General features: G+C 59.8%; 15 protein-coding genes. 7 read left to right on the plus strand and 8 right to left on the minus strand.

The window, feature by feature from the left end; translation table 11 throughout:
• Positions 1-3: 3 nt before the first annotated feature.
• Positions 4-1,119 (minus strand): carboxylate-amine ligase, encoded by a 1,116-nt coding sequence (locus ACR0J1_RS02090; protein ID WP_480729784.1) that lies wholly within the window; start codon positions 1,117-1,119, stop codon positions 4-6.
• Positions 1,120-1,253: 134 nt separating this feature from the next.
• Here ACR0J1_RS02090 and ACR0J1_RS02095 point away from each other — a divergent pair, with 134 nt between their 5' ends.
• Together ACR0J1_RS02095 and ACR0J1_RS02100 are read left to right on the plus strand one after the other, a co-directional pair.
• Positions 1,254-2,105, plus strand: a complete 852-nt coding sequence (locus ACR0J1_RS02095) for a class I SAM-dependent methyltransferase (protein ID WP_480729782.1) — start codon at positions 1,254-1,256, stop codon at positions 2,103-2,105.
• Between the two features lie 71 nt (positions 2,106-2,176).
• Positions 2,177-2,653 (plus strand): fasciclin domain-containing protein, encoded by a 477-nt coding sequence (locus ACR0J1_RS02100; RefSeq protein ID WP_008757666.1) that lies wholly within the window; start codon positions 2,177-2,179, stop codon positions 2,651-2,653.
• A gap of 75 nt (positions 2,654-2,728) precedes the next feature.
• On the opposite strand, the gene ACR0J1_RS02105 is transcribed toward ACR0J1_RS02100, so the two are convergent.
• Together ACR0J1_RS02105 and ACR0J1_RS02110 are read right to left on the minus strand one after the other, a co-directional pair.
• Positions 2,729-3,313: a L,D-transpeptidase gene (locus ACR0J1_RS02105; RefSeq protein WP_480730404.1), complete on the minus strand. Its 585-nt coding sequence runs from the start codon at positions 3,311-3,313 to the stop codon at positions 2,729-2,731.
• Positions 3,314-3,511: 198 nt separating this feature from the next.
• The gene (locus tag ACR0J1_RS02110; protein ID WP_480729780.1) at positions 3,512-5,011 is read right to left on the minus strand and encodes a CoA-acylating methylmalonate-semialdehyde dehydrogenase; all 1,500 of its coding nucleotides are present in this window, start codon (positions 5,009-5,011) and stop codon (positions 3,512-3,514) included.
• A gap of 104 nt (positions 5,012-5,115) precedes the next feature.
• Here ACR0J1_RS02110 and ACR0J1_RS02115 point away from each other — a divergent pair, with 104 nt between their 5' ends.
• The 3 genes from ACR0J1_RS02115 (at position 5,116) to coaD (ending at position 7,091) form a co-directional block, all read left to right on the plus strand.
• Positions 5,116-6,018 (plus strand): LysR family transcriptional regulator, encoded by a 903-nt coding sequence (locus ACR0J1_RS02115; RefSeq protein ID WP_480729778.1) that lies wholly within the window; start codon positions 5,116-5,118, stop codon positions 6,016-6,018.
• A gap of 61 nt (positions 6,019-6,079) precedes the next feature.
• A complete protein-coding gene (locus ACR0J1_RS02120) occupies positions 6,080-6,517 on the plus strand; it encodes a CBS domain-containing protein (protein WP_480528990.1) in 438 nt (145 codons plus the stop codon).
• Positions 6,518-6,599: 82 nt separating this feature from the next.
• Entirely contained in the window at positions 6,600-7,091 is a 492-nt protein-coding gene (gene coaD / locus ACR0J1_RS02125; protein WP_480729776.1) for a pantetheine-phosphate adenylyltransferase, read from the plus strand.
• Here coaD and gap (ACR0J1_RS02130) read toward each other — a convergent pair.
• From gap (ACR0J1_RS02130) to gap (ACR0J1_RS02140), 3 genes are all read right to left on the minus strand, one after another.
• Complete coding sequence (gene gap / locus ACR0J1_RS02130; protein ID WP_480729774.1) at positions 7,083-8,087, minus strand: type I glyceraldehyde-3-phosphate dehydrogenase; 1,005 nt, start codon at positions 8,085-8,087, stop codon at positions 7,083-7,085. The genes coaD and gap (ACR0J1_RS02130) overlap by 9 nt on opposite strands.
• Before the next feature lie 82 nt (positions 8,088-8,169).
• Positions 8,170-8,313 carry a hypothetical protein gene (locus ACR0J1_RS02135; protein WP_480729772.1) on the minus strand — a complete coding sequence of 48 codons (144 nt, stop codon included), beginning with the start codon at positions 8,311-8,313 and terminating at the stop codon, positions 8,170-8,172.
• A 74-nt stretch (positions 8,314-8,387) separates the two neighbouring features.
• Positions 8,388-9,389 carry a type I glyceraldehyde-3-phosphate dehydrogenase gene (gap, locus tag ACR0J1_RS02140; RefSeq protein WP_480729771.1) on the minus strand — a complete coding sequence of 334 codons (1,002 nt, stop codon included), beginning with the start codon at positions 9,387-9,389 and terminating at the stop codon, positions 8,388-8,390.
• Positions 9,390-9,568: 179 nt separating this feature from the next.
• Here gap (ACR0J1_RS02140) and ACR0J1_RS02145 point away from each other — a divergent pair, with 179 nt between their 5' ends.
• Positions 9,569-10,540: a DUF808 domain-containing protein gene (locus ACR0J1_RS02145; RefSeq protein ID WP_480729770.1), complete on the plus strand. Its 972-nt coding sequence runs from the start codon at positions 9,569-9,571 to the stop codon at positions 10,538-10,540.
• Between the two features lie 19 nt (positions 10,541-10,559).
• Complete coding sequence (locus tag ACR0J1_RS02150) at positions 10,560-10,817, plus strand: hypothetical protein (protein ID WP_480729768.1); 258 nt, start codon at positions 10,560-10,562, stop codon at positions 10,815-10,817.
• Between the two features lie 61 nt (positions 10,818-10,878).
• Here ACR0J1_RS02150 and ACR0J1_RS02155 read toward each other — a convergent pair whose 3' ends face one another.
• Both ACR0J1_RS02155 and tkt read right to left on the minus strand, forming a co-directional pair.
• A complete protein-coding gene (locus ACR0J1_RS02155) occupies positions 10,879-11,226 on the minus strand; it encodes a hypothetical protein (RefSeq protein WP_480729767.1) in 348 nt (115 codons plus the stop codon).
• Between the two features lie 158 nt (positions 11,227-11,384).
• Positions 11,385-13,406 carry a transketolase gene (tkt, locus tag ACR0J1_RS02160; RefSeq protein ID WP_480729765.1) on the minus strand — a complete coding sequence of 674 codons (2,022 nt, stop codon included), beginning with the start codon at positions 13,404-13,406 and terminating at the stop codon, positions 11,385-11,387.
• Positions 13,407-13,501 lie beyond the last annotated feature (95 nt).

A 13,501-nucleotide genomic window follows, 5' to 3' on the forward strand; every position in this document is an offset into this window, starting at 1 on the left:
CCGCTATAGATCGGCGTGGAATTCTTCGATCAGGTGTTTGACAACCGCCATGCCCGGGTTTTCGCCACGCGCGGTCGCCTCGGCATGGGCACGGCGCTGGCGCGTGGCCGAGGTACCGGTTTCGGCAATCTGGCGCAGATGGGCCAGTTCGGCCATGGTTCCCAGCGCCTCGGTGTCCTCGGCCAACATCCCCATAAGCTCTCCGATCAGTTCGGGCATTGGTTTGATCGAGCGGTCGCCGAAATCAATCAGACCTTCGCCCACGCCATATCGCAGCGCCCGCCAGCGGTTCTCGCCGATCAGGAACTTGTCGTATTGCCGCCAGCGCAGGTTGCGGTCTTTCAGGCGGCACAACATTCGGGTCAGCGCCTGCACCAGTGCGGCCAGCGACAGCGCATGTTCCAGCCGGGGCTGCACATCCATGATCCGTGTCTCGAGCGTGGGAAAGCGGTGCGACGGGCGCAGGTCCCACCAGATTTTCGAGGTATCCTCGATCACGCCCAGTTCGACCAGCACCCCGGTCGTACGTTCATATTCGCCCCAACTGCTGAAGACCGGAGGTAGGCCGGTACGGGGCAGGTTATCGAATACCGTCAGACGATAGGACGACAGGCCCGTATCCTCGCCGTTCCAGTAGGGGGAGGAGGTCGACAGTGCCAGAAGATGCGGCAGAAAATACGCCAGCTGCGGCATCAGATCAGAGCGCAGGGCGGGCTCCTCAACCCCGACATGCACGTGCATTCCGCATATCAGCATCCGGCGGGCGACGCCGCCCAATGCGTGGTGCAGCGCGTCATACCGTTCTTTCCGAGTATGATGCTGATCCTTCCAGTTGGCGAACGGGTGGCACGAGACCGCGATGGGCGTCAGGTTATAGTCGGCCGCCCGTTTCGACACGCCGGACCGTAGGCGTTTCAGGTCTTCGCGCGCGGACTGGATACTGGTATGCGGGCGGGTCCCGACCTCGATCTGGCATTGCAGGAATTCCGGGCTGACCTGACCCTCGAAATCGGCCTGACAGGCGGCGATCAGCGCGTCGGGCGCGTGCGCAGGTTGAAGGCTGTCGCGGTCAACCAGCAGGTACTCTTCTTCAATTCCCAGTGTGAATTCCTGCTGCATGGTACGCCTCGCCGTTCAATTCATATCAGTGAATACGGAAATTTCCTTTTTGCCAAGGGTTTGACGTTGCGGTTCTTGCGGAGACGGCACAAGCGAAGGTAAGGAACGGGCAAACCGGAATGTGGAGCCCGCCCGTGAAACCCAGAAAATTCCCTCAGATCAACGCCGCTCTTGATGAGCTGGGTGTGAAACTGGTCGACAAGGCTATCGAGCAGGACGAGCGCGCGCGGCTTGAAGCCTTTGAGCGGGCAGGGGGCCTGACCCGGCCTGCCTATGCCTTGTCTCCGGGGATGGAGGGGTTCGACATCGCGCCTTTGGTTGCCGAGTATGAGCAGCATCGGGTGGCGCTTGAGGCGCTGAAGGACCCGGCGCGCAATCAGACCGGCTATTGCGCGGGCAACGGCTATTACGACAGCCCGGATGCGGATGCCTTGTACCTGATGGTCCGCAGATTTCAGCCCAAACGCGTGGTCGAGGTCGGCTGCGGGAACTCGACCCGTGTCACGCGGCAGGCGATCATTGATGGCGGGCTGCAGACCCAGATCACCGCGATCGACCCATACCCCCGAGCCGATATCGCTCATGTGGTCGACCACTTCGAACAGAAACGACTGGAAGAGGTCGACCCCGCCCTCTTTGAGCAGCTTGAGGCGGGCGATGTCCTTTTCATCGATTCCAGCCACGTCGTGCGCATGAGCAATGACGTGGCCCATCTGTTCTGCCGGATCATTCCTGCGTTGAAACCGGGCGTGGTGATCCATGTCCACGATGTTTTTCTGCCCTATGAATACCCCAAGCGGTTCTTTTATGACTGCCCGGGCTGGGGTGAGCAGTACATGCTGCACGCATTGCTGCAATCTGGTTTTTATTCAATGCTTTGGCCGGGATATTACCTGCAGCAGGACCGCCCGGATGCGGTCGCTGCCTTGCCGTTTCTGCAAGACGGGCGGGCGCAGAGCATCTGGGTGCAGCTCAAAGAAAATTGATCCCGATGTGATCCGGTTTGCGCATGGCTCCGTACCCCTTTCCATAACAAGCTGGAGAGGAGTTAACAGCCATGTTCCGCCGCACATTCATGGGCGCTGCCGCCGCACTTGCCCTTGCACTTCCCGTCAAGGCGCAGGCCGCCGATATTGTCGATACCGCCGTCTCTGCCGGGTCGTTCAACACTCTGGTCGCCGCTGTGCAGGCCGCAGGTTTGGTCGATACGCTGAAGGGCGACGGCCCGTTCACAGTATTTGCCCCCACGGATGAGGCCTTCGCCGCTCTGCCCGAGGGCACGGTGGAAACGCTGCTGCTGCCCGAAAACAAGGATCAGCTCGTCTCGATCCTGACTTATCACGTGGTTCCCGCCAAGGTTATGTCCGGTGACATCGCGGGCAAACGGGCGAAGGTTCTGACCGTGCAAGGCGATCGCCTGAGCGTTAACGCCAAGAACGGGGTCAAAGTGAATGACGCCAAGGTCGTGCAGGCCGATATCGAGGCCAGCAACGGTGTGATCCACGTGGTCGATACCGTCATTCTTCCTGAATAACCCCGCGCACCCCCTCAGAAATGCAAAGCCCCGGTCCAACTGGCCGGGGCTTTTGTGTTTCCAAGGATTGGCGGATCAAAGCAGACGCACCTGCGTGCCGACCTGAACCAGCGGATAGAGCTCTTCGACATGCTGGTTATACAGACCGATACAACCCGACGAGCTCTGCCGCCCGATCTTGCGGGTGTCGTGGGTGCCGTGCACCAGATAGGCAGGCCAGCCCAGATACATCGCTCGGGTGCCCAGCGGGTTACCCGGGTCTCCGCCCTCCATCCGTACCGGCAGTGTGGGGTCACGTTCGCGCATGGACGCGGTTGGTGTCCAGCTGGGGTTTTCGGCCTTGCGGACGACTTTGGTATAGCCGCGCTTGGTTAGTTCTTCGCTCATCGGCACGGAACTGGGGAACAGCTTATAGGTGCCGTCTGGACCCCAATAATGCACCGCGCGGCTGGTGATATCGGCCAACAGGGCGCCGGCACCCAGCTCATCAAAGTGGTCCTGCCAGTTCTGCTGCGAGAACGAGGACACGTTGCGACGCACCGGCAACTGGGTGCTGATCGCCTCTTCATCCTGAGGGAAAGCATCGATGCTTTGCGCGCGCACCAAGGCGGGCGTCGCGATCAGGGATGCCGCCCCGATCAGGGCGCGGCGGCGGGTCATACGGTTCTGGGACAAGGGTGCCTCCGGGGTATCAACTGCTCGGTCGTCCGAATTGTCGGTAAAATATTGGTGATTGTTCGAATTTTCCAGAGGGGCCGTGCTGAATTTCTTGTGAGGTGCGTTTTGGCGCCAGTTCTGCCCCAGACAGAAAAACCCGGCCGCGTCGGGCCGGGCTTCGATTCTGCCGTGTGAGGCTGATCAGTCCATCGCTTTGAAGTTGAACTCGCCACCTTCCTTGATGCCCGAGGGCCAGCGCGAGGTGACGGTTTTGGTGCGTGTATAGAACTTGAAGCTGTCCGGGCCGTGCTGGTTCAGGTCACCGAACATGGATTTCTTCCAGCCACCAAAGGTGTGATAGGCCAGCGGCACCGGGATAGGCACGTTGATGCCGACCATGCCGATGTTCACCCGGCTGGCAAAGTCGCGTGCCGTATCACCGTCACGGGTGAAGATGGCAGTACCGTTGCCGTACTCATGATCCATCGCCAGCTTCAGAGCCTCTTCGTACGATCCGGCGCGAACGGTGGACAGAACCGGGCCAAAGATCTCCTGCTTGTAGATATCCATATCCGGGGTGACATGGTCGAACAGATGCGGGCCGACGAAAAAGCCGTCTTGATAGCCCTGCAGGCTGAAGTCACGGTTGTCGACAACCAGCTTCGCGCCCTGTTCCACGCCCGAGTTGATCAGGCCCAGAATGCGTTCCTTGGCAGCTCCGGTCACGACCGGGCCCATGTCCACATCATCGCCAGCGGTATAGGGGCCAACTTTCAGCTTTTCGACGCGCGGGATCAACTTTTCGATCAGAGCATCAGCGGTTTCCTCGCCCACAGGGACGGCGACCGAGATCGCCATGCAGCGTTCGCCCGCCGCACCGAAACCGGCACCGACCAGAGCGTCAGCGGCCTGATCCATATCGGCGTCGGGCATGACGATCATGTGGTTTTTGGCACCGCCAAAGCACTGGGCACGTTTGCCGTTCGCGGTCGCGCGGGCATAGATATATTGCGCAATCGGGGTCGAGCCGACAAAGCTGACGCCCTGAATGATCTCGCTGTCCAGCAGGGTATCCACGGCCTCTTTGTCGCCGTTGACGACCTGAAAGACGCCCTTGGGCAGACCGGCCTCAATGAACAACTCGGCCAACATCAGCGGGACCGAGGGGTCACGCTCGGACGGTTTCAGCACCACCGCATTGCCGCAGGCCAGCGCCGGGCCAACATGCCAAAGCGGCATCATGGCCGGAAAGTTGAACGGCATGATCGAGGCGACAACACCCAGCGGCTGACGCATCGAATACATATCGATGCCGGGGCCCGCGCTATCGGTGAATTCACCCTTCAGCATCTGGGGCGCGCCGATGCAATACTCGATCACCTCAAGCCCGCGCTGCAGATCGCCCTTGGCGTCGGGCAGGGTCTTGCCGTGTTCGCGGCTGAGCGCTTCGGCCAGCTTATCCATGTCGCGGTTCATCAGGCCAACCATCGCCATCATCACCCGCGCGCGCTTCTGCGGGTTGGTGGCCCCCCATGCGACCTGAGCCGCAGCGGCGTCTTCGATGGCGGCGGTGGTCTCGGCGGCGCTGGCCATCGGGCATTTATACTGTGCCTCGCCGGTGGCCGGGTTGAACACATCGTCGAAACGGCCCGATGTGCCGGCGACGTTTTCACCGTTGATGAAATGGGTCAGGTCGTTCATGGCAAACTCCTCCGAATTGCGTTGCGCGCAGAATAGGCTTGCGAAAATCCCCTGAACAGAGGCAATGTTTCAAATCTGTTTTGCAAAAATGCAAAGGCTGAAGAATGGCACCAAACTGGGATGACCTGCGCATCTTCCTTGCTGTCGCGCGTGAGGAAAGCCTGTCGGCAGCGGGTCGGGTTCTGATGATTGACCCGGCTACGGTCGGGCGTCGGATCGCGCGGCTTGAGGCTGCGCTGGATGCTGCCCTGTTCACGAAATCGCAGCAGGGATATGTGCTGACCACGGCAGGCCAACGGTTGATGGAGCACGGGCTGCAGGCCGAAGAGGCCATGCGCGCGGCGGCAGGGGTCATGTCCGGCTCGGCCAAATCGTTGAGTGGTCAGATCAGGATCGGCGCGCCGGATGGCTGTGCCAACTACCTGCTGCCGCAGGTTTGCGCGCAGATCAGCGATGCGAACCCGGATCTCGATATACAAATCTTGGCCCTGCCACGCATCATCAACCTGTCCCGGCGCGAGGCCGATATGGCGATCACCGTCAGTGCGCCGACAGCGGGGCAGTTGTTGGTTCAGAAAATTACCGACTATCGCCTGCATCTTGTGGCCAGTCAAAAATACCTGAACGATCACCCACCGATCCGGACCATCGGTGATCTGAACGCTCATCGCATGATCGGTTATATCCCCGATATGATCTTTGACCGAGAGCTGGATTACCTCAACGATATCGGGGTTGACCGTGTCGCGCTTGCATCAAACTCGGTGTCGGTGCAGTTGCGTCAGGTCTCGCTGGGCTCGGGTGTCTGCGTGGCACATGATTTCACACTGCCGTTTCACCCCGGCCTGCGGAAAATCGTGACGGATCAGGTCAGTCTGACGCGCGGGTTCTATCTGGTGCGGCATCAGGGGGATCAGCGCAACGAGCGGTTGAACCGCTTTGCCGAGGCCCTGACGCGCGGCATGCGGGACGAAGTGGCGCGGCTTGAGCACGAAGCTTCACCTTGACACATTCAGGCATTCCGGCAACGCTTTGGAAAACAGTACGTTATTCCGGAGGTTTTTGCTTATGCTTGTTCAGGCCATTCTTAAATCCAAGGCCAATGACGGGGTGGTGACGGTGGAACCATCGGCAACCGTCTCTCAGGCGGCCGAGATTCTGGCCAGTAAACGGATCGGTACTGTGATCATCTCGGAAGATGGCGGCCAAACGGCGGCCGGGATTTTGTCCGAGCGCGACATCGTGCGCGAGCTTGCCTCAAGCGGCAGCGGTTGTCTGGAAAAGCCCGTCAGCGCTTATATGACCAAGGACCTTGTGACGGCCACGCAGCAGGACACGGTCGAGGCGATCCTGTCCCGCATGACCGAAGGCCGCTTTCGCCACATGCCGGTCGTGGAAGAGGGCAAGCTGATCGGGATTGTGACGCTGGGGGATGCGGTGAAGGCGCAACTGGCGGAACTGGCGATGGAAAAAGACGCGCTGGAAGGCATGATTATGGGGCATTGAGGGCCGGGGCCATGCCTGACCCTTGCGCCTGCAGCAAAGATGTGTTTGCTAGCGCAGAAATATTGTTGCGCAGGAGGCCCTGATGCGGGTTGGATTATATCCGGGAACCTTCGATCCCATCACCTTGGGTCATATCGACATCATCCGTCGGGCCTCGGCCCTTGTGGACAAGCTGGTGATCGGAGTTGCGATCAATCGGGATAAAGGGCCTCTGTTCTCGCTAGAGGAACGCGTCGCGATGATCGAGGCAGAATGCGCTCATCTGACCGAACAGACAGGCACCGAGATCGTCGCACATCCGTTTGAAAACCTGTTGATCGATTGCGCCCGGGATGTCGGGGCGCAGATCATTGTAAGAGGCCTTCGGGCGGTTGCGGATTTCGAGTATGAATTTCAGATGGTCGGGATGAACCGTGCGTTGGACGACTCGATCGAGACGGTATTCCTGATGGCCGAGGCCCGGCATCAGGCGATCGCTTCGAAACTGGTGAAAGAAATCGCCCGGCTGAACGGGGACGTATCGAAATTCGTCACGCCCCGTGTGAATGCCGCCCTGCGTGAACGCTTAGGATAGCGCGCCCATCGCTGCGGCCGTATCCAGCATCCGGTTTGAGAAACCCCATTCGTTATCGTACCACGCAAGCACGCGGACCAGCGTGCCGTCGGTCACCTTTGTTTCGACTAACGAAACAGTCGAGCTGTGGGAATCGTGATTGAAGTCGATTGAGATCAACGGGCGCTGTTCTGCGGCCAGAACACCCGGGATCTTCGCGGCAGCTTCGGTGAATAGTGCATTCACCTCTTCTTCGGTCGTTGGGCGCGAAACCTCGGCCACCAGATCGACGACCGAGACATTGGGGGTGGGAACCCGGATAGCTTGTCCGGTCAATTTACCAGCCAGCTGCGGCAAGACGAGGCCTACAGCCGACGCTGCGCCCGTGGTGGTCGGGATCATCGACAGGGCCGCCGCGCGCGACAAATAGGGGTTCTTGCCCGCCGTGTCATGCACCGGTTGGCTGGCCGTGTAGGCGTGAACCGTTGTCATATTGCCGTGTTTGATGCCCAGACCAGCATCCAACGCGGCAGCAACCGGGGCCAGACAGTTTGTTGTGCAGGACGCGTTCGAGACAACAGTGTCCTCGGCGGTCAGTTCATGATCGTTCACACCGAACACAACGGTTCTGACGGCGTCATCCCCCCGGGCGGGGGCCGAAATCAGAACCTTCTTTGATCCGTTCTTAAGGTGGCGTGCTGCCGCTTCACGCGTGCGGAAGACGCCGGTACATTCGAGAACAACATCAACATCGGACCAGTTCAACGCTTCGGGATCGCGCTCGCTGCTCAGGCGGATGGGGCCCCGACCGATGTCCAGACCCGCATCGCTTAGGGTGACGGGATGGGGGTAACGGCCATGGACGCTGTCGAACTCGAACAAATGCGCGTTGATCTTGGGGTCAGAGAGATCGTTGATCGCCACGATTTCCACATCCGTGCGGTCCGATTCGATAACTGCACGCAACACGCCGCGCCCGATCCGTCCAAATCCGTTGATTGCCAGCTTGAGTGTCATGGTGCGCTCCGTCAAAAATGCGGTCGAGAATTGGTTAGCGCTAACAATGACAGATTGCGGGGAAAGTCAAGCAAAACCTCGGTCAGCGCCAGAAGGCGAGCCAGTCGAGAAGATCATAGAGCTTTTTCCCGAGGAACAGCAGGTGTTCGGCGCCATACAAGGCCACGTCCAGCATCAGTGCACCAAGAATGAGAACACCAAGCCAGATGGCGATTTGATTGGTCATGGGGTGCGCCCTAAACAAAAATGCCCGCCCAGATAACCTGAGCGGGCATAAGGGTACAAGCGATGTGCAAAGGGTCAGTTAAGGCGGCCCATCGCAACGGCCACATCGGCCATGCGCACCGAGAAGCCCCATTCATTGTCATACCACGCCAGCACGCGCACCATGCGGTTGTCGACCACACGGGTCTGATCCGGCGCGAAGATCGAGCTTTCCTCGGTGTGGTTGAAATCGGTCGAGACCAGCGGCGCGGGCTCAAAGCCCAGAACGCGCTGCATCGGGCCTTTGGCGGCTTCTTCAACGATGGCGTTGACCTCTTCGACGGTCACATCGCGCGAGGCGCGGAATGACAGGTCCACGGCCGAGACGTTCGGGGTCGGCACGCGGATGGCTGAACCGTCCAGGCGACCTTTGAGATTAGGCAGAACCTCACCCAGCGCCGCCGCGGCACCGGTCGAGGTCGGGATCATCGACATGGCTGCTGCGCGCGCGCGGTAGAGGTCGGAATGGCGGCGGTCCAGCGTCGGCTGGTCGCCGGTATAGGCGTGGATCGTGGTCATGATGCCATGCTCGATGCCGACACCTTCGTCCAGAACCTTGGCAAGCGGAGCAAGGCAGTTGGTGGTGCAGGACCCGTTCGAGACCATCTTGTCTTCGGTGGTCAGGCTGTTGTGGTTCACGCCAAACACGATGGTCTTGTCGACGTTCTTGCCGGGCGCCGACAACAGCACCTTCTGCGCGCCGCGATCCAGGTGAGTCTTGGCTTTCAGCCCGTCGTTGAATTTGCCGGTGCATTCCAGAACGACGTCGCAGCCGTCCCAGTCCAGTTCATTCATGTCGTAGGTCGAGAACATCTCCATCGGGCCGCGGCCCAGATCCATGGTCTTGCCTTCGATCGAGATGTCGCGCGGGAACCGCCCGTGAATGCTGTCATATTTCAGCAGATGCGCCGAGGTTTCCAGCGGGCCGGTCGCGTTGACCTTGATCACTTCGATGTCGTTGCGGGCCGAGGCCGCGATGTGCGACAGGGTGCAGCGGCCAATGCGGCCAAAACCATTGATACCGACCTTGATGGTCATATGACGTCTCCAAATCCGCTTGCGTTGCAGGCCATATAGCCGCGAAAACGGAATCTCAAAAGGGCAAAAATAGCATATTTTTAAGGTGTTAGCGCAAACCTGAGCCGATTGCGCTAACGCTTGCGCTAAGGGTTGGATCAGGTAGTGTCGGCAGCAGCAGTGAAACAAGAGGATGCGCAATGAGTGGTCTGTTGGCCCTGTTGGACGATGTGGCAGGCATAGCGAAGGTCGCGGCGGCCTCGGTCGATGATGTGATGGCGGCGGCGGGCAAGGCTGGGGCCAAGACGGCGGGTGTGATCATCGATGACGCGGCGGTGACGCCGAAATATGTGCAAGGCTTTGCCCCTGCGCGTGAATTGCCGATCATCTGGCGCATTGCGCGTGGGTCGATTTTCAACAAGATCATTCTATTGCTGCCGGTGGCCTTGCTGCTGGCCAATTTTGCACCGTGGCTGATCACGCCGCTGCTGATGCTGGGCGGGTCTTATTTGTGTTTTGAGGGGGCCGAGAAGATCTTTCACGTCCTTTTCCCGCACGGAAGCAAGGTGATTGATGCGGATATGAAAAACCGCGATCCGGGCCATCTGGAAGAACAGAAGGTAAAGGGGGCGATCAAGACCGATTTCATTCTGTCGGCAGAAATCATGACCATCGCGCTGGCAGCGATCGAAGCTCCGAATGTCTGGATGCAAGCTGCCACGCTGGGTGTGGTTGGAATCGGGGTGACGGTGGCGGTTTATGGCTCGGTCGCGCTGATCGTGAAGATGGATGATGTAGGTCTGTTCCTAGCCCAGAATGCTCCGACGCCGATTGGTCGCGGGACGGGTAGGGGGTTAGTCAAAGCCATGCCTGTCGTGATGAAAGTGCTGTCGATCGTCGGCACAGCCGCGATGCTGTGGGTCGGCGGCTCAATCATGATCCACGGGATGGAGGTCTTGGGCTTCGGCTGGCTGGGCCACCATATTCATGACTGGGCCCACGCTCTGGGACATTCAGTTTCAGCGTCATGGACCGGTGTTGTCGAATGGGCATCAAAAGCGACGATGGACGGAGTCTTTGGCTTGGCATGGGGCATGGTTTTGATCCCTGTGGCGACAAGACTGATCGCCCCAGCACTTGCACAGTTTAGAGGCAAGACATCAGCGCATTGAGGGTTGGAAATCGGACGTTATGAGTGACGATTTGTCAATTTATAGGACAGTTTCAAAGCGTTTCAGGATTGAGTTGCGCGGGCGGTTGTACAACGCCCTGACTGGTCAATCGGGGAAATACGTGCCTCTGTACGGCACGCATTTGAGGCAGGTTTTGCACGCCATACTTGGCCAAACACCCGACGGCATCCACCCCAGCGGCGAATACGAACTGCGGCTGGACTATGCGAAGCGGGCTCACGCAGCCTTCAAAAATCAAACTGATGTATGGCAGTAGACCTGCGTAAAACAGTTGCCATTGAGGCCACGGGCCATGACATAGCGTTTCAAGGCGCGGTTCAGAAATTGTTGGAATTGCCTTTGACGACAACGCCCGAGCCGTCCACTTCGCCGTCCTTGAACAGGGTTACGGCGGCCCCGTCGATTTTCAGGTTCCAGCAGTTCTTCGGGTCTGCGCCATACTGAAAGCACATGCCATTGTCGGTTGCCTCCCAGCTACCGGTATAGCCGTCGCCTTTGATGGTACCGTCCGGGGCATAGTATTCAGTGAAGGCACCCGACAGCATTCCGCCCTGATAGGTGTGATCGCTCATGGCTTGCAGGATCTCGTCTTTAGTTGCGAAACCTCCGGCTGCGGCGGATGAGGCTGTTGCGATTGCTACAATGGCTGCGGCGCCGAGTCTCATGTCTCAATTCCTTTCGTCTGGCTGGTGCGACCGCAGGTAAGGCGAATTGAGATCGAGGATAGGGCGGGTGCCATCACGGTCACTCACCTGTTTGTGACAGTCTGGCCGGACAAAAAAGGCGACCTGGAAGGCCGCCTTTTGTTTGGATTTCGCAGGTCTTAGCCCAGCAGCTCTTTGACCTTGGCAACTGTGGCCTCGGCGGTGATGCCGAAATGCTTGTACAGCTCGCCGGCAGGGGCCGATGCGCCAAAGCTCGACATGCCGATGAAACCCGCCTTGGCTTCGCGGCCACGTTCGCCCAGCAGCCAGCGATCCCAGCCTCCGGCGCGGACGGCGGCCTCGATACCGACGCGGACAGCGCCACCCGGCAGGACGCGCTTGCGATAAGCCTCGTCCTGTTGTGCGAAGAGTTCCATGCAGGGCATGGAGACAACGCGGGTGCCGATTCCGTCAGCCTCAAGCATCGCTTTGGCCTCCATCGCCAGCGACACCTCGGATCCGGTGGCGATCAGGATAGCCTGACGCTTGCCCTCGGCCTCGGCCAGAACATAAGCGCCTTGGGCTGACAGGTTCTTGGTCTTGTGATCTTTGCGCACGGTCGGCACGCCCTGACGGGTCAGCGACAGGACCGAGGGGCTGTCTTTGAAGGTCAGCGCCAATTCCCATGCCTCGGCGGTTTCAACCGCATCGGCGGGGCGGAACACATAGGTGTTGGGCGTCGCGCGCGAGATTGCCAGATGTTCGACCGGCTGGTGCGTCGGGCCGTCTTCGCCCAGGCCGATCGAGTCGTGGGTCATCACGAAAACCGACGGGATTTTCATCAGCGCCGCCAGACGCATGGACGGGCGGGCATAGTCGGTGAAGGCCATGAACGTGCCGCCATAAGGGCGGATGCCGCCGTGCAGCGCCATGCCGTTCATCGCAGCGGCCATGCCGTGTTCACGGATCCCGTAGTGGATATAGCGGCCCTTGCGGTTCTCCGGCAGGAACACGCCCATATCGGCGGATTTAGTGTTGTTCGAGCCGGTCAGGTCAGCCGAACCGCCCACGGTTTCGGTCATGATCGGGTTCACGACGTTCAGAACCTTTTCAGACGAGGCGCGGGTGGCCAGCTTGGGCTGATCCTCGGACATCTGTTTCTTGAACGCGCGGATCGCACCCGCTAGCTTTTTCGGGGCCTCAAACGCGTACGCGCGGTTAAACTCGGCCTGTTTGCGCTCGGATATCTGCGCGAAACGCTCCTCCCACGCGGCGCGCTCGGCTGCACCGCGGGCACCGATGGCTTCCCACGCGGATTTCACGTCGGCGGGGATTTCGAACGCGTCATGAGGCCAGCCATAGCCGTCTTTGGCAGCTTTCAACTGATCCTGATCGGTCAGCGCGCCGTGACCTTTCGAAGTATCCTGCGCGGCGTGACCCAGTGCGATGTGGCTTTCGCAGGCGATCATGGTGGGTTTATGCGATTTCTTCGCCTGCGTGATCGCAGCGTCGATAGCTTTAGGATCGTGACCATCGATCTCAATCACATGCCAGCCCGAGGCGGCAAACCGGCGAACCTGATCGGTGCGGTCGGCAATATCGACAGTACCGTCGATGGTAATGTTGTTGTTATCCCAGAAGACCACCAGCTTGCTCAGCTCATGACGACCGGCCAGCGTGATCGCCTCTTGGCTGACGCCCTCCATCAGACAGCCGTCGCCCGCGATGACGTAGGTATAGTGGTCCACGACCTTCTTGCCGTAATGCGCGCGCTGGATTTCCTCGGCCATGGCGAAGCCTACAGCGTTCGAGATGCCCTGACCCAAGGGGCCTGTGGTTGTCTCGATCCCGTCGACCAGGAAGTTCTCGGGGTGGCCCGCGGTTTTCGCGCCCAACTGGCGGAAGTTCTTGATCTCGTCCAGGGTCACATCCGCATGACCGGTGAGGTACAGCAGCGAATAGATCAGCATCGAGCCATGGCCCGCCGATAGGATGAAACGGTCGCGATCCGGCCAGTTGGGGGCCGAGGCGTCAAATTTCAGGTGCTTTTCGAACAACACGGTCGCAACGTCGGCCATGCCCATGGGCATTCCGGAATGGCCGGAATTGGCGGCGGCGACAGCGTCGAGGGTCAGGGTACGGATGGCCGCAGCCTTGTCCCAGTGTTCGGGGTTGGCGGTGCGCAGCGCAGTCAGGTCCACGGGCGTTATTCCTTTGGGTTACGGGCAGATGAGGCGCTGAATACCATCCGCTTGTCAAAGTGCAAGCAGAACCGGGCCTTGCGCTTGTTTCGCGC

The sequence above is a fragment of the Ruegeria sp. CJ3 genome (assembly GCF_056536725.1).